This is a genomic window from Pseudosulfitobacter pseudonitzschiae (genome assembly GCF_900129395.1).
Lineage (GTDB): Bacteria > Pseudomonadota > Alphaproteobacteria > Rhodobacterales > Rhodobacteraceae > Pseudosulfitobacter > Pseudosulfitobacter pseudonitzschiae.
On record NZ_FQVP01000013.1, the window covers coordinates 56039 to 79746 of the forward strand.

At 65.6% G+C, this 23708-nt stretch carries 19 protein-coding genes; 13 read left to right on the forward strand and 6 right to left on the reverse strand.

Annotated elements, in window-relative coordinates; translation table 11 throughout:
• Window positions 1-100: 100 nt before the first annotated feature.
• Together BUC08_RS22345 and BUC08_RS22350 are read left to right on the forward strand one after the other, a co-directional pair.
• Entirely contained in the window at window positions 101-1303 is a 1203-nt protein-coding gene (locus BUC08_RS22345; RefSeq protein ID WP_037930118.1) for an AAA family ATPase, read from the forward strand.
• Window positions 1300-2283: a ParB/RepB/Spo0J family partition protein gene (locus BUC08_RS22350; RefSeq protein ID WP_037930121.1), complete on the forward strand. Its 984-nt coding sequence runs from the start codon at window positions 1300-1302 to the stop codon at window positions 2281-2283. The genes BUC08_RS22345 and BUC08_RS22350 overlap by 4 nt, the downstream gene beginning before the upstream one ends.
• Before the next feature lie 98 nt (window positions 2284-2381).
• Here the strand turns inward: BUC08_RS22350 and BUC08_RS22355 are convergent, their stop codons facing one another.
• On the reverse strand, window positions 2382-4466 hold the full coding sequence (locus BUC08_RS22355) for a caspase family protein (protein WP_051694626.1): 2085 nt from the start codon (window positions 4464-4466) through the stop codon (window positions 2382-2384).
• The gene (locus tag BUC08_RS22360; RefSeq protein ID WP_037930124.1) at window positions 4466-5086 is read right to left on the reverse strand and encodes a hypothetical protein; all 621 of its coding nucleotides are present in this window, start codon (window positions 5084-5086) and stop codon (window positions 4466-4468) included. Before BUC08_RS22360 ends, BUC08_RS22355 begins: the two co-directional genes overlap by 1 nt.
• A gap of 157 nt (window positions 5087-5243) precedes the next feature.
• On the opposite strand from BUC08_RS22360, the gene BUC08_RS22365 reads away from it, so the two are divergent.
• From BUC08_RS22365 to BUC08_RS22380, 4 genes are read left to right on the forward strand one after another with little or no spacing between them, the layout of a single operon-like run.
• A complete protein-coding gene (locus BUC08_RS22365) occupies window positions 5244-6527 on the forward strand; it encodes a S1C family serine protease (protein ID WP_037930126.1) in 1284 nt (427 codons plus the stop codon).
• Window positions 6520-7215 (forward strand): response regulator transcription factor, encoded by a 696-nt coding sequence (locus BUC08_RS22370; RefSeq protein ID WP_037930128.1) that lies wholly within the window; start codon window positions 6520-6522, stop codon window positions 7213-7215. Before BUC08_RS22365 ends, BUC08_RS22370 begins: the two co-directional genes overlap by 8 nt.
• Window positions 7212-8537 carry a sensor histidine kinase gene (locus tag BUC08_RS22375; RefSeq protein WP_037930131.1) on the forward strand — a complete coding sequence of 442 codons (1326 nt, stop codon included), beginning with the start codon at window positions 7212-7214 and terminating at the stop codon, window positions 8535-8537. The genes BUC08_RS22370 and BUC08_RS22375 overlap by 4 nt, the downstream gene beginning before the upstream one ends.
• Window positions 8538-8578: 41 nt before the next feature.
• The gene (locus BUC08_RS22380; protein ID WP_159436714.1) at window positions 8579-10033 is read left to right on the forward strand and encodes a patatin-like phospholipase family protein; all 1455 of its coding nucleotides are present in this window, start codon (window positions 8579-8581) and stop codon (window positions 10031-10033) included.
• A gap of 159 nt (window positions 10034-10192) precedes the next feature.
• On the opposite strand, the gene BUC08_RS22385 is transcribed toward BUC08_RS22380, so the two are convergent.
• Window positions 10193-10780: a cbb3-type cytochrome c oxidase subunit I gene (locus tag BUC08_RS22385; RefSeq protein ID WP_037930134.1), complete on the reverse strand. Its 588-nt coding sequence runs from the start codon at window positions 10778-10780 to the stop codon at window positions 10193-10195.
• A gap of 287 nt (window positions 10781-11067) precedes the next feature.
• Here BUC08_RS22385 and BUC08_RS22390 point away from each other — a divergent pair, with 287 nt between their 5' ends.
• From BUC08_RS22390 to BUC08_RS22415, 6 genes are all read left to right on the forward strand, one after another.
• The gene (locus tag BUC08_RS22390) at window positions 11068-11631 is read left to right on the forward strand and encodes a type 1 glutamine amidotransferase domain-containing protein (protein WP_037930137.1); all 564 of its coding nucleotides are present in this window, start codon (window positions 11068-11070) and stop codon (window positions 11629-11631) included.
• Window positions 11632-11794: 163 nt separating this feature from the next.
• A complete protein-coding gene (locus BUC08_RS22395; RefSeq protein ID WP_162179368.1) occupies window positions 11795-13765 on the forward strand; it encodes a caspase family protein in 1971 nt (656 codons plus the stop codon).
• A 5-nt stretch (window positions 13766-13770) separates the two neighbouring features.
• Window positions 13771-14817 carry a serine protease gene (locus BUC08_RS22400; RefSeq protein ID WP_081855458.1) on the forward strand — a complete coding sequence of 349 codons (1047 nt, stop codon included), beginning with the start codon at window positions 13771-13773 and terminating at the stop codon, window positions 14815-14817.
• The gene (locus BUC08_RS22405; RefSeq protein WP_143186814.1) at window positions 14787-17513 is read left to right on the forward strand and encodes a hypothetical protein; all 2727 of its coding nucleotides are present in this window, start codon (window positions 14787-14789) and stop codon (window positions 17511-17513) included. Before BUC08_RS22400 ends, BUC08_RS22405 begins: the two co-directional genes overlap by 31 nt.
• A 138-nt stretch (window positions 17514-17651) precedes the next feature.
• A complete protein-coding gene (locus tag BUC08_RS24465; RefSeq protein WP_143186815.1) occupies window positions 17652-18359 on the forward strand; it encodes a hypothetical protein in 708 nt (235 codons plus the stop codon).
• A gap of 8 nt (window positions 18360-18367) precedes the next feature.
• Window positions 18368-20041: a CHAT domain-containing protein gene (locus BUC08_RS22415; protein ID WP_051694630.1), complete on the forward strand. Its 1674-nt coding sequence runs from the start codon at window positions 18368-18370 to the stop codon at window positions 20039-20041.
• Between the two features lie 330 nt (window positions 20042-20371).
• Here BUC08_RS22415 and sigJ read toward each other — a convergent pair whose 3' ends face one another.
• The 3 genes from sigJ to BUC08_RS22430 form a co-directional block, all read right to left on the reverse strand.
• Window positions 20372-21238, reverse strand: a complete 867-nt coding sequence (sigJ, locus tag BUC08_RS22420) for an RNA polymerase sigma factor SigJ (RefSeq protein WP_037930015.1) — start codon at window positions 21236-21238, stop codon at window positions 20372-20374.
• A gap of 11 nt (window positions 21239-21249) precedes the next feature.
• Window positions 21250-21552 (reverse strand): antibiotic biosynthesis monooxygenase, encoded by a 303-nt coding sequence (locus BUC08_RS22425; RefSeq protein ID WP_037930018.1) that lies wholly within the window; start codon window positions 21550-21552, stop codon window positions 21250-21252.
• 89 nt (window positions 21553-21641) lie between these two features.
• Complete coding sequence (locus BUC08_RS22430; protein ID WP_037930021.1) at window positions 21642-22574, reverse strand: LysR family transcriptional regulator; 933 nt, start codon at window positions 22572-22574, stop codon at window positions 21642-21644.
• 168 nt (window positions 22575-22742) lie between these two features.
• On the opposite strand from BUC08_RS22430, the gene chvE reads away from it, so the two are divergent.
• On the forward strand, window positions 22743-23708 hold a 966-nt coding region (gene chvE, locus BUC08_RS22435; RefSeq protein ID WP_073194545.1), incomplete at its 3' end, for a multiple monosaccharide ABC transporter substrate-binding protein.

Here is a 23708-nt window from a genome sequence, read left to right on the forward strand (position 1 = left end):
AGCTTGCGGTTTTTCGCACGTGATCCGTCAAACTTCGCACTTTACCATCCAGCCCCAAGGGTTCATGATTCGGCGCATCCTCATTGTATTGCGAGCCATCATGGACAACCCTGCCCTTCCCCGCGTCCGTCTGGATGACCTTGAAAACCTCGCCCGCCGCGCCGACACCGTGATCGGCCGCCTGCGCGACCGCATCTATGCCCCCGGCACAGAGAAAAAGCTGGACCTGCGGTTTCCCGTGCGCCGCGCCGCCGAGATGGTGGGCCGCAGCGAAAAGGCCATCCGCGACGCCGAGGACGATGGCCGCCTGCCGATGCCGGACAAGGACCCCGAAACCGGCCGGCGCACCGGATACGAGCTGGCCGACATCAACCGGATGCGCGCGCTGTTCGGAACCCTGCCCCACCGCGCCGACAGCGACGAGGCGCTGGTGCTGGCGGTGCAGAACTTCAAGGGCGGCGTCGGCAAATCCACCGTCGTGTGCCATCTGGCGCAGTATCTGGCGCTGAAAGGTTACCGCGTCTGCGTGATCGACTGCGACAGCCAGGCCAGCACCACGTCGGTGTTCGGCCTGAACCCCGACGTGGACGTGGACGAGGATGAGGACACGCTGTACCCGTTTTTCCGCCACGGCGGCCCGACCTCGCTGCACTATGCGCTGCGGGCGACCTATTGGCCGGGCATCGCGCTGATCCCCGCGAACCTGGGGCTGTACGACGCCGAATACGAATTCGCGGCGCGGATGGTGCGCGAACAGTCCTTTGTGCTGGACCGCCTGCGCGACGGCATCGCCACGATCCGCGACCAGTTCGACGTGATCCTGATGGACCCGCCCCCCGCCTTGGGGATGCTGTCGCTGTCGGTGCTGCGTGCGGCGGACGCGCTGGTGATCCCCGCGCCGCCCAACAACATCGACTTTGGCAGCACCGCGCATTTCCTGAAGATGATGGGCGCCACGCTCAAGGAACTGGCCGCTGCCGGTGGCCCGCGCGACTATGCGTTCCTGCGCATTCTGGCGACCAAGATGAACGACAACAAATCGGCCCACACCGCGATCAAGCGGATGATGGACGCGGTGTTCCCCATGGACATGATGAGCGCGGTCCTGAAAGACAGCGCCGAGTTCGACAACGCCGCCGCCGACCTGGGCACGGTCTATGAAATAACAGGCCCTGCGACCCGCACAGAGACACATAAACGCTGCCGGGCCTATCTGGATTCTGTCAACCGCGAGATCGAATTGCTGATCCGCAAGACATGGCCCAGCCACCACGCTGACCTGCGCAAGGAAGGACTGTTATGAGCAAGAAACACGACGCCCTGTACAACGACGTTCTTGGGAACCTCGACGCACCTGAACCCGCGCCCGCCGCCGCCGAAGTGGCCCGCGGCAGCCGGTTCCTGAAACGGTCAACCACCATCGCCGATCACGTCACCGGCGAGATCGAGGAGAAAACCCTGCGCTGGGTCGACCCCGCCGATTGCGTCATGTGGGACCGCCACAACCGCGCCTATGACCTGCTGACCGAAGAAAACTGTCGCGACCTGATCGACGGTATTCGCGCGCAGGGCCGTCAGGAATTTCCCGCCATCGTGCGCCGCAAGGGCGACACCTACGAGGTGATCTGCGGCGCGCGGCGGCACTTTGCCGTCAGCTGGCTGCGGGCCAACAATTACACCCAGTTCAAATACCTGATCGACGTGCGCGACCTGACCGACGAAGAGGCGTTTCGTCTGGCCGATATCGAAAACCGCGACCGCGAGGACATCTCGGATTACGAGCGCGCGATTGACTATGCCGACGCGATCAAACGCTATTACGGTGGCAAGCAAAAGGCGATGGCGGCCCGGCTTGAGGTCAGCCCGCCGTGGCTGTCGCGCTATCTGGCGCTGGCGGACCTGCCCGGCGACGTGGTCAAGGCGTTCACCTCGATCCGCGACATCAAGGAACGCCACGCCCGCGATCTGAAACCGCTGTTGGCGCGGCCCGAAACCGGCCAGCTGGTGATGGAAGAGGCCCGCGCGATGATCCGCGAACAGGCCCGCGGCGTCACGCTGGACGGGTTCGAGGTGATCAAACGGCTGAAGGGGGCGGCGCGCCCGGCCTCTGCGCCGAAACCGCGTGCCGTGGATGAAAAGCATTTTGTGCGCACGGGCGGCGTCAAGGGCGTGACCATGCGCAAAAAGGGCCGCTCGATCGTGCTGGAATTCGATGCGGATATCACCGATGACGCGCTGCGGTTCGGCTTTGAAAAGGTGCTGGAATCCCGCAAGAAACCCTGAGTTCCGGAAAAGTTGCCCATGGGCAACTTTTTCGTCTCAAGGGGCGGCGGGCAAAAATTGCCCATGGGCAATTTCCCGAAATCCGCCCCCTGCCCCGGTCAGTTTCCGGCCACCGTATCGATGTCGAATTGCAGGATCGCAGGTGCCGGACCGCTGTCATCCTCCAGCGCCACGGCCCCCCGCGTGACCTGCCCGAAACCGGCATTGCGCAGCGACGCGGCAAAGCTGCTGGACTGGTCGTTGCCGCGCATCACCTCGACCGCCGACTGCCCCAGGAACCGCAGATCCTCGACCGCCGATTGCGGCTCGGCCGGTGTCAGGATCACCACCACACGGTCGCGGCCAAAGGCGTCGTCGGTGATGCGGAACAGCCCCTTTTTCAGCGTGTCGCCGGGGTGCAGCCGCCCGCTGTAGAAATGGGTGATCGCGTAATCCGACCCGATGTGCAGCACGTTGGCATCCACCGGAAACGCCTCGTTGTTCTGCGCCAGCACGTGCACCTGATCGTCGGGCACCAGCACCGGCACCGCGACCGTGTCCAGGTCGCGCAGATCCCGCTGTTGGCGGGTCTTGGTTTGCAGGCGCAGGTCCACGTTCAGGTCGGTGTCGCGGTACTGTCCGCCCATCCGCAGCAGGTTGATGGCGCGTCCCATCTGGGTCAGCGAATCCTGCATCAGCGCGGCGACCTCGGCGGGCTGCCGGTCGGTGGTCCCGACCGAGGGCGTCTGCGCGGCCTTGGACGGCTCGAAATACCCTGTGCCGGGCAACAGCCAGATCGCATCGGGGCGGGTGCTGTCGGGCATCACCGCCAGCCGCACATCGGCATCGGCCCCCGCAGGCACCAGCACCAGCCGCCCGCCCGCGTCCTGTTCCAACAGGTCCAGCGTGGCCGTCACCACCGTCGGCACATCGCCATCGGGGCGCGCCACGCGCAGGGTGAAATCGACCACATCGGCCAGCTTGCGGGCATAGCTGCCTTTCGGCACCTCCGCGACATCCAGCGCAGGCAACCCCTCATGCGCGACCGGCTCCAGCTCGGATGTGAACGTGTCGGTGAACGTCACCTTGGCATAGCCCACGGCATCGCTGACGGCACTGGCGGCGGTGGGCAGCAGGGCGACAATCTCGCCCTCGGACATGTGCTGCAACTGCCCTGCGCGCAGGGTCAGGCCAAAGGCCCCCTCGCGCACCGGCCACTGGTGGATCTGCTCGCCCGCCTCGCCCGAAAACACATAGCCGTCCAGATCGCCCTCGAACATCGGAGTCGACAGCGCCAGGTTCTGCACGGCGTATTTGCGCAGCACTTCCTGACCCAGCTGGCGATAGGTCACGCCGGGGTTTTCGGCCAGGGTTTCAAAAATCGTATAGGTGAACACGCCCTGCGACACCCGCCCGGGCGCGCCACGGGGCAGACGTTTTTCCGGCGTCGTCTCGGTGGTTTGCGCTGCGAAAAACGCGATGAATGCGCCGTCGCCCCCGCCACCCTCAACCGGGCTGGCGGGGCGCGCGCGCGGGTCGGGCAGGGCGCGCGATGTTGCCTCGGCGTCGGCCATGGCGCTGTCAGGCACACCCAGCGCGGAGGGGTCCAGCTTGCGCATCCGCACCTCCTCGCCATCCGCAGGGGCGGCGCGGGTGACGGTGCCGGAATGGCAGGCGTCGAACACCGCCCAGACGGTCGCGCCCTTGGCCCGCAGGCTGCCGATCAGCACGCCGATCTCGTCATCGACCAGCGCGTTTTCGACGCTCCCGACGGTGTCGTCCCACGCCCCGATGTCCACCGGCAAAAACATCTCGTCCAGCCCATCCTCTTCGGTTTCAGGGTGCAGCGCGGGGGCCTGCGTGCCGTGACCCGAGAAATGCAGATAGACAAAATCGCCCGGACCCACGCGCGCCGCCATGGCGGCAAACCCGTCGCGGATGCCTTGCAAGGTCGGGCGGCCCGCGCCCTCGACGCCATCGGCCAGAACGGTCACGTGATCGGCGGCAAAGGGCACCGGCGCGCTGTCCGTCAGATAGGTCCGCACCAGCGCCACGTCGTTGGCTGGCCCTTGCAGCCAATACCGTTCCTCAAGGTTGTCATAGGTCGACGCGCCGATCAGCAGCGCAAAGTTTTCGGCCAGTGCGGGCAGGGGGGCCAGCAGGCTCAGGGCGGTCAGCGCGGGGCGCAACACAGCGCGGCCCATCAGTTCGTGATCAGCGCATAGTCGGCGCTGCTGCCGCTGGCGTTCTGCACGGCGATGGTGAAATCGCCGGTGCTGCGCGGGCTCCACCCGCAATAGGCGATGGCGCTGGAATCGGTGTCGGAACACACCAGCCGCCCCTGGTCGTCGGTGACCTTCAGGTTCAGGTCGTTGCTGCCCTTGGCCTCGACATAAATCTCGGCATAGGTGCCGCCCTCGAACGGCACCGCGCGATAGGTGTCGGTCTGGCCGCCGCCGATCCGCGCGTTGTTGTAAACCGGGCCGCTGACCACGCCCTTGGTGGTCTCGGACGCCACATCCTCGATCAGGCCCAGCATCATGTCATCGCCCGCCGCCAGATCCCGCGCGGTGGCCAGCATCGCGTCGGCATCCAGCGCGCCGTCGCCGGGGGTGCCGTCCTCGGCCATGCGGTCGGTGGGGGACAGGCCCAGACCCCGGCGCATCTTGGCGGCGGCCAGCACCAGCAGCGGATCGCGGGTGGCGACGCCGGTGTCATACAACACGCGGCTGGCCTCGGCCTGTTTCAGCGGGGCGGGGTCGGCGGCCAGCACAGGCAGGGCCGACAGGATCAGGGCAGCGGTCAGGGCGGTGAAACGGGTCATGGGAACATCCTTGAAAATAGGTTTTGGTCTGGAATTACGCCAAAGTTAGCGATGCACCCGCGACCTGCCAAGCGGCTGCATTTTCATGACGGCATTTTTCACATGAACGGGCGGGAATTCCGGTCTAGGATTTGTGCAGATTGATGAAAGATTCTATATGCGACTGATATTGCTTGTTATTTTAACCTGTGTGGCGGTATTGCCCCGCCTTGCCACGGCCCAGATGGCCCCACAGGCCGCGGCCCACGTGCTGAACGCCACCCTGATGCTGCGCAGCGCCGACGGGCGGGACCGGTTCCTGGGCTCGGGCTTTGTCTTTGGCCGCAATGACCGCGCGGTGACCAACGCCCATGTGGTCGGCAAGGCCGCGCAGGTCGTGGTCGTCACCCAAGGCGGCACACGCATCGACGCCACGGTGGTGGCCGTGGACCAACAGCGGGATCTGGCGGTGCTGCAACTGGCCACGCCGCACGATGCGGTGTTGCACCCTGCGTCCGGCGTTGCGGTCGGGCAGGGGGTGTTCGCCACCGGCGCCCCGCTTGAGGCGGCGTTCACCCTGACGCAAGGGATCGTGTCGGCGCTGGCCCGGCAGATCGACCTGACGCAGCCCATCGGCTATCTGCAACATTCCGCAGCCGTCAATCCGGGCAGCAGCGGCGGGCCATTGGTGGATGCCGCAGGGGGCGTTCTGGGCATAAACACCCGTATCAGTGACGGTTCGCGGTTCTTTGTCGGCATCGCTTACGCCGTGCCGGTCGCGGATGTAAGCGATTTTGTCGCGCACGGCCCACTGCCCGAACATCCCCCCCTTGGCCTGCAACTGCGCCCGCTGGTCCCCCGGATCAAGGCCGCCTTGGGCTATGATGGCATCGGCGCGCTGGTAGAGCAGGTACAGCCCGACACAGCCGCCGCGCGGGCCGGTGTGATGGCGGGCGATATCCTGACCGTGGTGGACGATCATGCGATCACCACGCCGGGCGATCTGGCCTTTGCGCTGGCGCAAGGGGGCGCAGAGGTGCGGTTGACCGTACAGCGGGTAAATCAGGCTCTAACACTGATGGTTTCGCGTGTTGCGGTCCCATCCGACATCACCCCCGCCACCCCGCAACAGGTCCAGCGCCGCGATCAGTACAAGCTGACCGACATGGGGCTGATCCTGGACCCCGACGGCACCATTCGCGCCGTGGTCAATCAGGGCGCGGGGTTCTTTGCGGGCCTCACCGGGGGCGACCGGATCGTGGCGATCAACGGCACCGCCATTGCCGACCTGCCCGACGGCTGGACCCGCGATTATACCTTTGACAGCGCGGTCTTGCTGCGCATCTCATTGCCGGACGGGGCGACACGGCATTACCTGCTGGACCCCTGGGAGGACGGCCCGGCGCTGCGTCTGGCCAGCGGGGCCAACGTGCTGGACAAGGAGGTGGTCAGCTTTGACTGAGGCAGGCAGAATACTGATCGTCGAGGACGACGCCGACATGGCCCGCGCCTTGGCCGAGGCGTGCAGCGAACTGGGCTATTGCCCCGTGTTAGAGACGACATGCGCCGCAGGATTGGCCACCGCCAAGGCGAGTCCGTTTCCGCTGGCGATCCTGGACCGGATGATGCCCGACGGCGACAGCATCGACATGCTGGCCGAACTGCGCCACGCGGGCACCATCGGCGCGATCCTGATGGTCAGCGCATTGGCGCACGCAGGCCACCGCAGCCACGGGCTGGACCGGGGGGCGGACGATTACCTGGCCAAACCCTTTGCCCCCGAAGAACTGCGCGCCCGCATCCGCGCGCTGGTGCGCCGGACCAAGGCACAGCCCATGGACAACGATTTTCTGGTCTTCGACGGGCTGGAAATCCGGGTCAAGGCGCGCACGGTGCATCACGGACAGGACCACATTCCCCTGTCGCCCAAGGAATTCGAGCTGTTGATGTATTTCGCAACCCACGCGGGCACCCCGCTCAGCCGGATGCAGTTGCTGGAACACGTCTGGAACCTGCATTTCGATCCGCAAACCAATGTGGTCGACGTGCATGTGGGCCGGTTGCGCCGCAAGCTGGAACAGCACACCAACCGCGCATGGATTCACACCGCACGCGGGGCGGGCTATTGGTTCGGGCCGGAAGACGCATGAGGAACGGCACCTTCCGCTCGGTCGCGCTGGTGGCGCTGGTGCCGCTGGTGATGGCCGTGGCGGGGGTGCTGGTGCTGCAATCGCAGTTGCGCGCGCGGCTGGTCGAGGCGGTGCAGACGCGCCTGCTGGCCGAAGCGCAGGGTTTTGCCGCCCTCTATGACCAGCGCCGCATCGTGGCCCTGCGCGAGGCGATTGCCTATCGCAGCACGCGCGGCGATCCTGCGGGCAGCGTCTATGTGCTGACCGACCGCGCGGGTGCGGTGCTGGCGGGCAATCTGGACGGCTGGCCGGATGGGATCACGGTGCAGGACAGCGCGCAACAGGTCCAGATCGACGGGCGCCCCTTTCTGGCCCGTGCGCAGGACTTGCGCGGCGGGTTCGGGCTGTTGGTGGGGGTCAGCCTGTTGCCGGTGGAACAGACCCTGGCACAGATGCGCCGCGTCTTTGCCGCCTTTGGTCTGGCGATGCTGGTCGCGGGGCTGGCCGCCGCATGGGGCGTGGCGCGGCAGGCACAGCGGCGCACGGCGCGGATGAACGCGGCGCTGGCACAGGTCGGCGGGGCAGGGGGCCTTGGCCTGCGGATGCCGCGCGAGGGCGGGTCGGAACACGCGGAACTGGCCGATCACATCGACGCCATGCTGGCGCGCATTGCCCATCTGTTCGACGCGCATCAGCGGTTGGGCAACGCGGTGGCCCACGAAATGCGCACGCCGCTGGCCCGCATCCGCACGCGGCTGGATGCGCTGGATCTGGACGCGGTGGCGCGCGCGGGGCTGGACGACGAAATTCGCGCCACGATCCGGCTGTTCGACAGCCTGCTGAGCATCGCGCAGATGGACGCCGAGGCGGGCAACACCACCACGCTGCACCCCGTTGACCTGGGCCAGATCGCGGCCGGTATCGTCGAGCTGTACCATCCCGTGGCCGAGGAAGAGGGCCGCAGGATCACCACGAAAATCGACCCTGACACGCAGATATTGGGCGATGAACACCTGTTGGCACAACTGCTGTCGAACCTGATCGAGAACGGCCTGAAATACACCCGCCCCGGCGACACTATCACCGTCAGCGTCCGGCGTGACGGGGCATTGGTGCGCCTGCGCGTGCAGGACGACGGGCCGGGGGTGGACGATGCCTTGCGCGAACAGTTGTTCACGCCTTTTGCGCGGGGCTATGACACGGGGTCAAAGCCGGGGCACGGGCTGGGCCTGTCGCTGGTGCGGGCGATTGCGCTGCGCCACGGGGCGATCCCGCGCGCGCCCGCGACGGAAAAAGGATTTGCAATCGAAGTCGAAGCCTTGCACTTTTCCGCGCAGGAATAGCTGCTTAATCCATTTTCCACATGCGCTTGGGGGCGCCTGAGATGATCCATATCCGGCTTTGCACGGCGCTTGTCTGCGCCATGGTTCTTGCAGCCTGTTCGGCGCTGAACCCGCCGATCAACCCCTATCTGGCCGATCCCGGATCGGTGCAGGAACCCGAATTCGGCGGCACCCTGATGGGGCGGGATGACGTGTTCATTGGCCTTGCCTTTTCGGGCGGCGGCACGCGGGCCTCGGCATTTTCCTATGGCATGCTCAAGGCGCTGCGCGATGCCACGCGCACGGCGGAAAATCCTGATGGGCTGTTGCGCCACGTGCGGCTGGTCACCGGCGTGTCGGGCGGGTCGGTCACGGCGGCCTATTACGGGCTGCACGGGCCGCGGGGGCTGGATGTCTACCGCGAACAATACCTGATCCGGAACGCCGAGAAATACATGGCCACCGCCGTGTGGAACCCGGTGACGCTGGTCAAGGGGCTGTCGGGCGGGGCCAACGGGCGGCAGACCTTTGCGCGGTTCCTGGACGAAAGCATCCTGCACAAGGCCACCTTCGGCGACCTGTGGGCCAAGGGGCACGCGACCACGTGGATCAACGCATCCGACGTGGCGAACAACACGCCGTTCCTGTTCTCGCAGGAAACCTTTGACGCGCTGTGCTCGAACCTGGCCGATCTGCCCGTGTCCGAAGCGGTTGCCGCCTCGGCCGCCTTTCCGCTGGTGTTCGCGCCGATCACGCTGGCCGCGCACCGCGAGGGCTGCGACTATTCCGAACCCGACTGGCTGACGGCGGCGCGGTTCAATCCCGAAAGCACCTCGGCGCTGCGGGCTTATGGCAAGGCGCTGGAAACCTACCGCGACCCGGACAAGATCAAGCTGGTCAAGCTGCTGGACGGGGCCATCACCGACAATTTCGGCACCACGGGCCTGTCGGTGGCGCGGGTCAAATCGCAGACCGCTTACGGCCCCATGACCGAAGAACAGGCCGTGCGCGTCAACCGCATGTTGTTCCTGGTGGCCAACGCGGGCGTGCAGCAGGATTACAAATGGAACCAGCGGCTGCGCGGCCCGGGCGGGGTGCAGCTGGGCATGGCGATTGCCAATTCGTCCATGGGGGCGGCGACGCGCGTGGGCTATGACGTGCTGCGCCTGACGCTGGACCAATATGCCGACGACCTGATCGCGTACCGGTGCAGCCTGCCCGCGTCGCGGGTGCGGGCGCTGCGCGGGTCGCTGGCGGGATGGGATTGCAAGGACGTGAAACTGTTCGTGGGCCAGGTCTCGTTCGAGGTGCTGGACAATGACCAGCGCGACGATCTGAACGAGATCCCCACGCGCCTGCGGCTGGAGACGCCACAGGTGGACGCGGTGATTGCGGCGGGCGAACAGGCGACGCGGCTGACGCCGGAATTCAACGGCTTTCTGCGCGCGATTGACGCGGTGCCCGCCCCTGCGGATGCGCGGCGCATCGGGGCGCGGCGGATCACGCCGGGGAACTGACGGTGCCTTGGTGCCAATGCACCATAAGCTTGCACACTGTACACATAAGTATGCTCAGACCGGCTGTTTCGGGACATTGATCGTGGTCGTCGTGAATGGCGGCTCATGGCGGACAAAGTGTGAATTCGCTGCGGCTGCGCCAATGGCTGCTTTTTGCGGCTACCTTGACCGTGCAAGCCATTTTGCCGTGACCGACCAAAGCAACAAGCACAACAATCCGACTAGTGCGGCCTGTGACACAAGCCCTGACCAAGCGTTGATCAAAAAATAGATTTCCATGAATTCTGGGTAGTCGATGTATCTCCGTGGCTTTGGTAGAACGAACGCCAGCACTCCTTTAAATGACGTGCTGCCGACCAATGCGACATGCAGAACCCAGAAGAGTATTTTGGTTAGAGCCGGGTATAGCATCGCTCCAAAACGCGTTTGTATCCAAGTTATCGCACCGAAGACCGCCATGGCGATGCCAATGTTCCACAGGAAGTGGCCGTGACTCACCACGTAGTAGGTGTCTTGATATGCGGGCTCTGCTTCTCGGACCTGACTCAGAGCAATTTGGATTTGCGCGAAGCTGACTGCGCCGAAAACTCCGTATACGGCTGCTACAGCAAAGAACAGCGCGGCAGGCTTCCAGCCACGAATGTTCGCCAGAAGCGGAGCGACGATTAAACAAATTAGAAAGACAGCGGAATACACCAAAACTAATCGCTCCGGAACTTTTGCCCTATGTGCCACCGAAGCGGACATTGATCAACGCCGCAGCATCATGCACTTTGGGCTCAAACCAGACCTTCGCTGCACAGAGCACGAACGTCAACTTCGTGCTTCACGCCCACTCTGGGTCGGGCATCAAGCGCTTGACAGGGGGTGTGCATGAAAACCGTCGAAATGTGCAGGCTTATGGTGCATTGGCACTTGGGCTGTTTCCCGCCCGTGTTTCATTCGGGATGGAACGCGGGACGGGGGGGATGGGTTTTACCCTCAGAAACGGCGGGCAACGACCTGCCGAAGATATCTGAGGAAAGGATCACCCAATGCCCAAGATGAAAAATGCGAAAATCCTGATCATGGCCACCAACGGTTTTGAACAGTCCGAGCTGCAAGTGCCGCTGAAAGAGCTGCGCGATGCCGGTGCCACGGTCCATGTCGCCACGCTGGACGGCAAGGCGATCAAAGGCTGGGATCAAAGCGACTGGGGCGAAAGCGTCGATGGCGACCTGAAGATTTCGGACGTGAACGTTGACGATTATATCGCCCTTGTCCTGCCGGGCGGCCAGATCAACCCCGACATCCTGCGCGCCGATGAAACCGCCGTGCAAAAGGTCCGTGATTTCGTCGCAGGCGACAAGATCGTCGCCGCCATCTGTCACGCGCCGTGGCTGCTGATCGAGGCGGGCGTGGTCGAGGGGCGCGAGATGACCTCGTACCATTCGATCCGCACCGACCTGAAGAACGCAGGGGCCAACGTGGTCGACAAGGAAGTGGCGATTTCCAACGGCATCATCACCTCGCGCAGCCCCGACGATCTGCCCGCATTCGTGGCCAAGATCATCGAAGAGGTGAACGAAGGCGAACACAGCCGCGACGTGGCCGCCTGAGGATTTCACTCGCCTTAAAGGTGTGAACATGCGCCCCCATGCCAGCGATGGTATGGGGGTTTTTGTGTTTGTGCGCCAGAGGCTTGGCCCGAATGTGAAAAACACTGTCAGGAATGATCAAATGATAGACGGAATGATTTCCCCTTCGTAACTTGGCGTCATGATGACGCGACTGATCCCTCTGCTGCTGGCCCTGTGGCCGCTTGGCACCCTGGCCGAAACCCGCGCGGTTCTGGTGGGGGTCGGGGATTACCTGTATCTGGATGCGGATTTGCAGGGGCCGGTGAATGACGTGGGCCTGATGGCCGACACGCTGATGCGGCGCGGCGTGGCGGCGGGGGCGATCACGGTGCTGTCGGATGACGCGGCGCGGGTGCCCGAAGGCGCGATGCGCGGGCTGCCGGACCGTGCGGCGATCCTGGACGCCCTGGGCGGCGCGATTGCGGCGTCGGGGCCGGGCGACACGGTGGTGTTCTATTTCTCCGGCCACGGCGCGCAGGCCCCCGACCTGAACGGCGACGAGGGCGGCGGCATGGACGAGATTTTCCTGCCCCGCGACACGCGCGGCTGGAACGGTGGCATCGGTGCGGTGGAAAACGCGATTCTGGACGACGAATTCGGCACCTTCACCGAACAGGCCGCCGCACGGGGGGTGCAGTTGGTGGCGATCCTGGACGCCTGCCATTCCGGCACCGGCTTTCGCGCGGGGCCAGAGGCGGACGCGCGGGCGCGGTATATCACGCCGGCACAGCTTGGCCTGCCTGACGATCTGGCCGGCGATGCGGTGGGGCAGGGACAGGCCCCCGCAGGCGATTACGTGTTCCTTTATGCGGCGCAATCCGACCAGCGGGCGTTTGAATACCCCGTTGGTGACGCGCGCCTGTGGCACGGCGATTTCACCCGCGCGCTGACCTCTGTGATGCAAGAGGTGCCCGACATCACCTACACCGCCCTTGTGCAAGCCGCCGCCGCGCGGATGCGCACGGCGGGCGGGCAGGCGGCGCAGACGCCGGATGTCGAGGGACCGCTGGCCGGGGCGCCGGTGATCGGCGGCGATGCGCCCGGTCTGTTGCGGATGCAGGTCGACGGCCAGACGTTGCGCGCGGGCCTGCTGGCGGGCGTGACCAAAGGGTCCATCGTGGCGCTGTACGCGGGGCAATTGGACGACACCCCCGCCGGTCAGGCCGAGGTGACGCAGGTCCGCGCGACCGAGGCGGACTTGCGGTATATCGAGCCGTTCCCGACCGAAAAGGTGACCTATGCCCAGATCACCGACCGCGCGCTGGACACGTCGATCGCGCTGAATTTCAGCGCCGAAGCGCGGGCGCATTTGGCCTATGGTTTCGACGAACTGGCGGCGCGGGTCGATATACCGCTGGACGCCGCCACCCCGTCGCACCGCGTGGTCTGGGACGGGGCGCAATTTGCGCTGATCGGTCCCGATGGCGTGCTGGATGCAGGCGGCGATGGCAGCAGCATCCGGCTGGGCGCGGGCGATGCCGACGCGCTGGCGCGGCGCATCGGGCTGGCGGTCGGACGCTTGCGGCTGGAAAAGGCGCTGGCGCAGATGGGACAGGGGGCGGTCAAGACCGGCTTTGCCCTTGGCCCCACCGGTCCAACCGTCGGCTTTACCCTGACCACGGGACGGATGCGCGGCGGCACATGCGCCACGCCAGACGGCACGCCGCAGCCAGTGACCGGACAGGCCACCGCGCACAGCTGCGATGTGCTGGGCCTGCGCTATGACAACACCACCGGCGGGATGCAGGACGTGACGGTCCTGTACATCAACGCCGACAACAGCATCACGACCCTTTGGCCCACCCGCAACCTGTCGAACCGGATCGAACCGGGCGGCAGCCGGCAGATGGACTTTGCGCTGGTGGCCGATGCGGTGCTGCACGAACAGGTGATCGTCGTGTCGGTCCCCGCAGACCCCGGCAGCATGCGCACCACGCTTGCCTTTCTGGGCGGCGGCGGATTGCCCGCCGGCAGCATGGGTGCGGTGGCCGAATATATGGCCAGCGTCACCGACCCGGCGCAAAGCCGTGGATTTTCACTGAAACCCAAGGGCGCGGACCTGTCGGTACACCGGCTGGACCTGACCCTGACCCCATTCCAAACAGGAGACTGACCCAAATGAGATTTCTACCCGCTGTGATGGCCACATTGGCCCTGCCGCTGGCGCTGAACGCGCAGACGCTGGAATTGCCCGAAACACCCCCCGCGCAGGCGTCGCCCTTTGCCTTTGCCGAAAGCGGCGCCAAGGCCGAGGCAGAGGCCGCAGCACAGGATGCCGACAGCGCAGGCCGCGTGATCGGCGGCGAAGAGGCCGCCGAAGGCGCGTGGCCGTGGCAGGTGGCCTTGCTGATCGCGGGCCAGCCCCAGACCGTGGACGCGCAGTTTTGCGGCGGGTCGATGGTGCTGGACACTTGGGTTCTGACGGCGGCGCATTGCATCCATATGCAGGACCCCAACGGCGTGTACCGTGACCTGGCCCCACAGGCGATTTCGGTGCTGGTCGGCACCAACGAGATTGCCGAAGGCAAGGGCGACGCGGTGCCGGTCGAAGCGATCTATCGCCATCCGGGCTATGAAGGGTCCGAGTTCGACAACGACATCGCCCTGATCAAACTGTCGCGCGCGCCCAACGTGCCCTACCAGACGATCAAGGTGCCGGATGCCGAATTCGGTGACCTGCTGGACCAGCCCGGTGTGCGCACGGTCGTCACCGGCTGGGGCCTGATCGAGGGCGCGAAACGCACCGAGATGATGCGTCAGGCCGAGATCCAGATGCTGTCGCGCGACCAGTGCAACCAGGTCATGCTGGAAGGCCGCGCCAAGGCCGCCGCCGAGGGTCTGAGCTATGCCGCCAAGGCTTTCGGGCTGAAGGAAAGCGAGGCCGAGAAGGTCTGGCAGGAGCTGATCACCTATGTCCGCGAACCGATGACCGAAAACATGATCTGTTCCGGCACCTTTGGTGGCGGCAAGGGGTCGTGTTCGGGTGACAGCGGCGGGCCGCTGGTGGTGCCGCTGGAGGATGGCACGTTCATTCAGGCGGGCATCGTCAGCTGGGGTCTGAGCAACCAGGCCACGCAGTCCTGCCTGGAGACGGCGCAATTCTCGGCCTATACGCGGGTGTCGAATTACCTGCCGTGGCTGGACCAGACCATCAACGCGAACTGATGGGCGCGCGGTTCTGCATCCTGGCGCTGGTGCTGGCCCCGGTATTGGTTCTGGGGTCGGCATCGGGCGCTTTGGCGCAGAACCATACGCCCGACAGCTATGCGGAATGGATTCTGAAACAGTCCAACGACATTCAGGACGCCTATTTCCGAGGCTCGAAGGACCAAGCGATGGCCGCCGCCGATGCGCTGAACGCCGAGGTCGACAAATATGCCGATTTCATGGGCGATCACAAAGGGTTCTGGCTGCCCGATCTTCTGGTGGCGCGGCTGGCGACCGACAGGGGGGACTACAAGCACGCCGCCGATGTGGCCGCCCCGATGGTCACGGCGCTGGACACGCCCGCCGAACATGGCGGGGCGATGCGGGTCGAGGCGCTGTTGCTGCTGGGGCAGGCGCTGTATTTCACGGATGATTATACCGCCGCCGAGCCGGTGCTGCGCAGCTTTGTCACGCTGGGACAAGAGCCGGGCACGCAGGTTGACCCCGAGGACGTGACCGAGGCCGCCTATCTGCTGGCACAGGCCGCCACCCGCGCCTTTGCCCCCGATGCCGCGCAGATCCGGCGCGATGTGCTGGACGGGTTCACCGAGCGGCCCGGCGGGCATGACGGGCTGTATCTGCGGCTGTGGCTGCTGGATTTCCAGGCGCGGCGCACGGGGGCGACGGATGATGCGCAACTGTTGGCCGATGCGCGCCATGTGGCGGCGTTCATGGAAACCTCGGACGAGGGCGACATGGCGGAATATCAGCTTTTGTACGGGATGCTGGGCCGGATCTTTGCCGACAATGCCGATTTCGACCGTGCGGTCCCGCTGCTTCAGGCGCGGATGGATTACATGCGCGCACAGGCCCCCGGCACGCCCGAGTATTTCTGGGCCGCGCAGAACCTTGCGGGCATTCGCAACCTTCAGGGGGATTTTCCCGCCGCGATCAGCACTGCGCAGGCGGCCTTGGGGGAAATGGACGCCTTGCCGAACGGGCAGGGCGATGATTTCGCGCCCGTCCGTTCGACGCTGGAACAGGTGATCTGGGTCGCCGCCGACCAGATGGGCGAGGCGCTGATCGCGCAAGAGGCGCTGGAGCGGGCCTATGTCGCGGTGCGCCAGACGCGGTCGGCCAACAACCCCGCCGCGCAGGAGCTGGCCACCAAGATGGACAAGGCGCTGGTCGATCCCGCGCGCTTTGTCTATGCGGCCGAACTGGGGCTGGACCGTCCCGGCGAAATATTTGTCACCGCCGATGGCGATGACGTGGTCTCTGCCGTTCTGGCGGGACGCTATGCGCTGATCTCGCAGGTGCTGGACCGGGCCGAGGCAAAGGGCGAATTGCCCACGGCGATGGCCGCACTGAACCGTGCCTATATCGCGGCGCTTCTGGGCGACGTGGGCGAAGGACAGGCGCAACTGGCCCGCGTGCGCGCGGCGCTGGCGGACGGTCAGCACGAGGGCGTGGAGGCCGACCCGTGGCAACCGGATTTCGCCGAGGCGCTGCTGATGCTGTTTGCGCGCATCTATGACCCCGACCTGGCGCTGGCACCGCTGGCCCGGCTGGAGGCGCGCGACGACCTGCCCGAGATCATACAGGCCAACGTGCGGATGCTGCGCGCCACCCAGTCGTTTTACGGCCATGACATGAGCGCCGCGCGCAAGGTCTACCTGGACAATGCCGATGCGGATTTCGCGCGGGTCACGACAGAGCCATGGGGGGTGATCCTGGGGCTGGGGCTGTTGAACCTGGCGCTGGAACTGGACGACCTGGACCGCGCGCGGGCCTTCGTCGACAGTTATTCGAAACAGCTTGAGGCGACGCCGGACCGGGCGCTGGCGCTGGTCAGCACCCAGATGTTTGCCCTGAACGCCGACCCCGACGCGATGCTGACCGAACGGGGGTTCCAGACGATGGCCTTTCATCTGCGGTCGCTGGCGTCGATGCTGCCCGAGGAACACCAGTGGAGCGTGGCGGCGCGGTTTGCCTATGCCTCGGCGCTGGCGCGGCGCGGCGACCGGATCGAGGCGGCAGAGCTGACCCGCGCCGCATTGGAAAGCTATCGCCGGTCGCCCTGGCATCAGGAGGGCACGGCGGCGTTCCTGTCGGTGTCCTATGGCTGGCTGGTCTGGGGCAACGGCAATCCCGAGCTGGCGCAAAGCATCATCGCACAGGCCTATGCCAGCCGCGATCCGGCGACATGGGGGCCGCTCTACTGGGCCGAGGTCTGTTTCGCCCAAGCCTTTGTCCGCAGCTATCAGGGGCGGCTGGACGAGGCGCGCAGCGTGATCGAGGAGGCATTGGGCGAGACCGCGATGATGGCACGGCTGACCCCCGCCAACGCCACCCGCCTGCACACGCAACACGCCGATATCCTGGCGCAGATGGGGCTGAGCGATCTGGCCGCCGACGCCTATGACCGCGCGGTCGCGGTTCTGCCCTATCCCGAATACCAGGGCGGGCAGACCATGGCCGAAACCCTGCGCAAGCGGGCCGTGTTCTTTCACGACCAGGCCCAGCCGCAGGCGGCCTATCTGGACATGGCAGAGTCCAACGCGCTGTGGTTCGACCGCTATGACCGCTATGCCAGCAGCGGCGCCGACGTGGCCCGGCAACCGGCCGAGGACCGTCTGCGCGCGGTGGACGAGGCGGTCTTTGGCTGGGTTCTGAGCCAGTCGCTGGCCGAAGTTCAACCGCAGCAAGAATAATGGCGCGGCGGGGCCCCCAGGTAAGGAATTCCTGACGGTGTTTGTCATAAAAAATGTCTGGAAAACGTGCATTTACGCTGACATGATCCAATCAATTACCCAACCTCTACTGCTTTTTTACCGAAAGGATTTCGACTGATGACACGCACTAAACTTCTCTCGATGGTGAGCGCCGCCGCCCTGGCGATGACACCGGTCACCACGCTGGCGCAGGACAAGTCCGGCGAGAACGTCCAGCCCACCGAATCCACCGCCGAGGTGAGCGCCGTGGGCAAGGTCGCGCTGGCGCAGGACCTGTTTGCCTATGCGCAAGAGAGCAAGAACGCCGTTGCCGCGCTGGCTGCCGCGCAGATCATGCAGGGCGTTGACGCCAAGGATGTCGAGCGCGAGAAAACCACGTCCGACAACGAGGACATGGCCGGCGTGACCGAGGAAGCGGACGGAGCCGACGCGCCGATGGACGCCGAGGCGATGCTGACAGCCGCACTGGACTATGCCGGCGGCGATCCTGCCGTGACCGGCCTGATCGAAGACGCCCAGGCCGAAGGCTCGCGGGGCCGCATCGGTGGCGCGTCGCGCACCCTGTCGCGTCTGCCCGCAGGCAAGATCGACCTGTTCAAGGTGCCCTTCTACGGTGGCCGCTTTGCCGAGCTGGCGGTCGTGGGTGATGGCGACGCGAACCTTGACCTGCTGGTCACCGACGAAAACGGCAACACCATCTGTCTGGACAAGACCTATACCGACAAGATCTATTGCTCGTTCACGCCGGCATGGGACGGGTATTTCCTTGTTGCCGTGGCCAACCAGGGCCGCAAGCGCAACAGCTATTACATCCTGACCAACTGAGGCAGGGCGTGACAGCCCGCACCATATCGGGGCGCGCAGGGGCAATCCTGTGCGCCCTTTTTCTATGGGGTTCGGGGGGGCTGGCACAGTCCGCGCCCACCCGCGAGAGCATCCGCGACGATGTTTTCGTGACCCTGCAACGGGCAACCTCAAGCGTGGCGGGGGCGGCGCTGCAACAGGCGGCGCTGCGGCAACAGGCGGGCAATGCGGCGCTGGCGGCATTGCTGCGCCAGCGCAGTGACCTGACCGACATGGCCGAGGCCGAGCAAAAGGCGCTGGCCGCGGCTGTCGGCGGACGCGGGGCCGCCGCCGAGGCCGAGGTGGACCGCGTGCGCGTCAGCCTGGCCCGCATCCGCGCGCAGATCACGGAACTGGATGCGCAGATCGAGGCGGGGTTTCCGGCGTTCCGCGAACTGACCAACCCGCGCCCGATGACCGTGAGCGAAGTGCAGCAGACCCTGCGCCCCGGCGAGGTGATGATCGTCACCCTGGCCGCGGATTACGACGTGTTTGTCTGGGCGATTTCCGACAGGGCGGCGGACTGGCACGCCGTCAATTTCGAGCAGGGCGCGCTGGTGGCGCAGATCAGCCTGTTGCGGCGGATGCTGGACGTGACCCAGCAGAACCGGTCGGCGGCGGCGCTGGACGATGCGCCCAGCATCGGGGCTTCGGCGGACGGGTTTGACCGTGCGGTGGCGCATGGGCTGTATCAAAAGCTGTTGGAGCCGCTGGCGGCGGTGATCGACGGGGCGGACCATCTGGTCGTGGTGCCCGACGGACCGCTGACGGCGCTGCCCTTTGGTCTGCTGGTGGCCAGCCCGCCGGTGGGCGACGACGCCGACCCGCAGGCGCTGCGCGACACCGACTGGCTGATCGGGCGGGCGGCGATGACGGTGTTGCCCAATGTCTCAAGCCTACGCGCGCTGCGGCGCAAGGTGGACAAGACCGATTTGGGGGGGCCGCGCCGGCCTTTCGTGGGCTTTGGCGATCCGGTGTTCGCCTATGTCGACAGCGATGCGCCCACGGGGATGGTGACGGACGGCGCCTATGTCAGCCGCGGGGTGTTTGAACAGGTCAGCGCGGTGGCCGGGCTGGCCCCGCTGCCCGGCACCGCGCGCGAATTGCGGCGGCTGGCGCAGTTGACGGGGGCGGCGGCGGGCGATCTGTTCCTGGGCCGTGCTGCCACCGAAACGGCGGTGCGGGGGGCGGATTTGCGCGATGTGGACATCGTCGCCTTTGCCACCCACGGGCTGCTGGCGGGCGAGCTGTCGGGGCTGGCCGAGCCTGCGCTGGTGTTCACACCGCCCGACGCGCCAGGGCCCCAGGACGACGCGCTGCTGACCGCGACCGAGGCGGCGGGGCTGAAGCTGTCGGCGCAGCTGATCATCCTGTCGGCCTGCAACACCGCCTCGGGCGATGGCACACCGGGGGCCGAAGGGCTGTCGGGTCTGGCGCGGTCGTTCATCTATGCGGGGGCGCGGTCGATCCTGGTGTCGCACTGGCCGGTGGACGATTACGCCACCTCGGTGCTGACCACGGGCATGGTGGCCGAGATGCAGGCCGGCACCGCGCGCAGCGATGCGTTGAGGCGGTCGATGCTGCGGCTGATGCGGGACGATCCACAGGTGAAATACGCCCACCCCCGCTATTGGGCGCCTTTCATTCTGGTGGGGGACGGGTAGGGGGTGAGGTGGCGCCGCTTGTGCCTGGCGCGGAATGTAGGCCGCAGGCCGCCGCGCATCATGCCCAAGGCATGTCTACGACATGACGGGCCGCCCCACGGCACGGCGATTTGGTTTCTGTTGCGCGAGACAGTTCGGTCGGATGTGCTTGGCTGCTATAAAGTGGCAAGCACTCAGGTCGGATCGCCGCACCTCGGCCCGTCGATGCGCGGCTTTGCACTCCGTTTCGAACAGCAGCAAAGTTCCGCATAGCGGACCCTCGCGCGTCCCGCAGGGAAGGTCTGGCTTGGGTCGGGATGGCTTGCCGCAGCGATTCAGAAAAACCGGACCCTAGAGTCGCTTTGGCATGGCATCCGACGCCTTGAGGTGGCGCAGTTTGTCGGGGTTGCGGGTGACATAGATGGCCCGGATCAGGCCGTTTTCGATGTCCAGCGCCGTGGTCTGAAGCTGGCCGTCGCTTTCGCGGCTGATGCAGCCGGGCAGGCCGTTGATGTGGGTGAGTGCAACCAGCGTCGAGCCGTTGTCGCGGAAGTGATCGGCAAAGCCTGCGTGGGCCTGTACCACCGCGTCGCGGCCATGGACGGGCTGGCCGACCGTGGGCCGTTGGCCGCCGCCGTCCGCGTGCAGGCTGATGTCTTCGGCAAGCAGTGCGCGCAGTGCGCCCATGTCGCCCGCGCGGGAGGCGGCAAAGAAGGCGGCGGCGATTTGCTGGCCGCGTGCGGGATCGACGCTGAACCGTGTGTTGTCCTGTTGCACGTTTCGACGCGCACGGGCGGCCAGCTGGCGGGCGGCGGCGGGGGTGCGGTCGATGATGCCCGAGACTTCGGTGAATTCCACGCCGAACACGTCGTGCAGCAAGAAGGCCGCGCGTTCGAGCGGCGACAGACGCTCCAGCGCCAGCATCAGCATCAGGGTGATGTCCTCGGACGGGTCCGTGACCACCGGATCGGGCAGCCATTCGCCCAGGTAGACCTCGCGGCGGCGGGCGGTGGTGCGGTGCGCGTCCAGGCACAGGCGGGTGACGATGCGGCGCAGGTAGGCGGTCGGGTTCTGGACCGACGCGGGGTCCACCGCCCGCCAGCGCAGGAACGCGGTCTGCACCACGTCCTCGGCATCGGCGACCGACCCCAGCATCCGGTAGGCCAGCTTGACCAGCGCGGGGCGCGCGGTGTCAAAGATGTGGGTGGGGTCGGTCATGGGGTCAGAGCCTATGCGGCGGGTTTCAGCCATTGCACATCCAGCGGCGTGATCTTGGGGTCACCCGCGAGATGGGGGCGGGATTGGGCGAGATAGTCCAGATAGGACGGATGGTTCAGGAACGCCTGTGCCGCAGTTTGCGAACTGTAGACCTGAAAGGCAATGACCACATCCGCGTCCGGCCCAAAGGAATAGGCATAGCTGATGTGGTCGGGGTTGGCGGCGATGGCCGGTTGCATCAGCGCGTCCCAGGTTTCACGCAAGCTGTCGCGTTTGCCGGGCAGGGTGCGGTGTTCGATAATCAGGCCGTACATGGTGTCTCCTCATGCGGTTTCGCCGGGTGTGTCCCGGCACAGGAGTAAGACGTTCGAAAACGGCAGGGTGTGACATGGCGGGCGGAAAATCACGCCAGCGGTTTTGACAGCCCGTCCACCACCAGGTTGCGCAGGCGTTGGGCCAGGGGGCTGAGCATGACGGATTTGCGCTGGATCAGGTGATAGGGCGAGATCACCATCGGTTCGCGGACCGCAATCGCCTGTATCCCGCCCACGCCCGAGCTGCGGACCAGGTCGCCGACCTCGCTGGAGACCGGCGAGATCAGGTCGGAGGTTTGCAGATAGGCGATCATCACCAGCAGCGACGTGGTGGTGACCACGTCATCGGGCAGGGGGACGTTGTGGGCGATAAACGCCTCTTCCACGGCGCGGCGCATGGGGGTGCCGGTGGCTTGGGCCACCCAGCCGTATCCGGCCAGGTCGGTGATCGAGGGGCGGGCGATGCGGGTCAGGGGGTGGCCCGCGCGGATCAGGAATTCGGCCTTTTCATTGCGCCAGTCCATGATGTCGAATGCGCGCGGGTCCAGGTCGGTGGGCACGCGGGCCAGCACAAAGTCGTATTCGCCGTCCAGCATGTCCTGCATCAGCGTGTCGCTGGGGCCGACGCCGACATAGACCTCGGCGCCCTCGACGTCCTGTTTCAGCCGCTGGATCGCGGGGACCACATAGGCGATGGCCGCCCCCGTCACCGACCCCACGCGCACGGTGCCGGTGCGGCCCGCGCCAAAGGCCGTGACCTCGTCCACGGTGTCGGCCAGCCCGCGCAGCAATGCGCCCGCGTGGCGGATCAGGACGCGGGCAATGTCGGTGGGCACCATCCCCTTGGGCGTGCGGGCGAACAGCGGCTGGCCCACCATCGCCTCGACCTCGGCCAGCATCCGCGAGGCGGCGGGCTGGGTGATCGACAGACGCTGGGCGGCCACGGACAGCTGTCCGTGTTCGTCAATCGCGTGAATCAGCCGCAGGTGGCGCCATTGCAGGCGTGAGGTCAGGTCTTGCATCTGCCAGACATTCCATTTTTGTTATGCACCTGTCAACTTATGTAATTTGATCGCTATGTCTTGCCGGTGTTACCGTGGCCCCGGACGCAGAAAAATGTCCATCATTTTGTCCCGCATGCGGGACCTGGCCAACCCAAATGCGGCGCGGTCAGCTTTTGGGAGGAAGACATGAACAAACTTATTTCGGGGCTTAGCGCCCTTGCGCTTGGCGTGGGTCTGCTGGCATCGCCGGTCCTGGCCCAGGACAAGGGAACAATCGGCATTGCGATGCCCACCAAATCCTCGGCCCGCTGGATTTCCGACGGCAACTCGATGGTCGAACAGTTCGAGGCGGCAGGCTATACCGTTGACCTGCAATATGCCGAAGACGACATTCCCAACCAGTTGGCCCAGATCGAAAACATGATCACCAAGGGTGTTGACGTGCTGGTGATTGCCGCGATTGACGGCACCACCCTGTCAAACGCGCTGGAGAACGCGCATTTTGCGGACATCAAGACGATTGCTTATGACCGGCTGATCCGTGACAGCGAATATGTCGATTATTACGCGACCTTCGACAACTTCAAGGTCGGCGTGCAACAGGCCAGTTCCATCGTGGACGGGCTGAAGGAACGGTTCCCCGATGTCAGCCCCTGGAACGTCGAGCTGTTCGGCGGGTCGCCCGACGACAACAACGCCTATTTCTTCTACAACGGTGCCATGTCGGTGCTGCAACCGCTGATCGACGACGGCACCATCAACATCGTGTCCGGCCAGATGGGCATGGACACGGTCGGCACGCTGCGCTGGGACGGTGCGGTGGCACAGGCGCGGATGGATAACCTGTTGTCGGCGCATTACACCGACAAGGTCGTGCATGGCGTTCTCAGCCCCTATGACGGGTTGTCGATTGGTATCCTCAGCTCGCTCAAGGGTGTGGGATATGGCTCGGGCGATCTGAAAATGCCCATCGTGTCCGGTCAGGATGCGGAATTGCAGTCGATCAAGTCGATCATCGCGGGCGAACAGTATTCGACCGTGTTCAAGGACACCCGCGAACTGGCCCGTGTGACGGTTGGTATGGTCGATGCGCTGCTGCAGGGCGGCGCGCCGGAGATCAACGACACCGAGACCTATGACAATGGCGTCAAG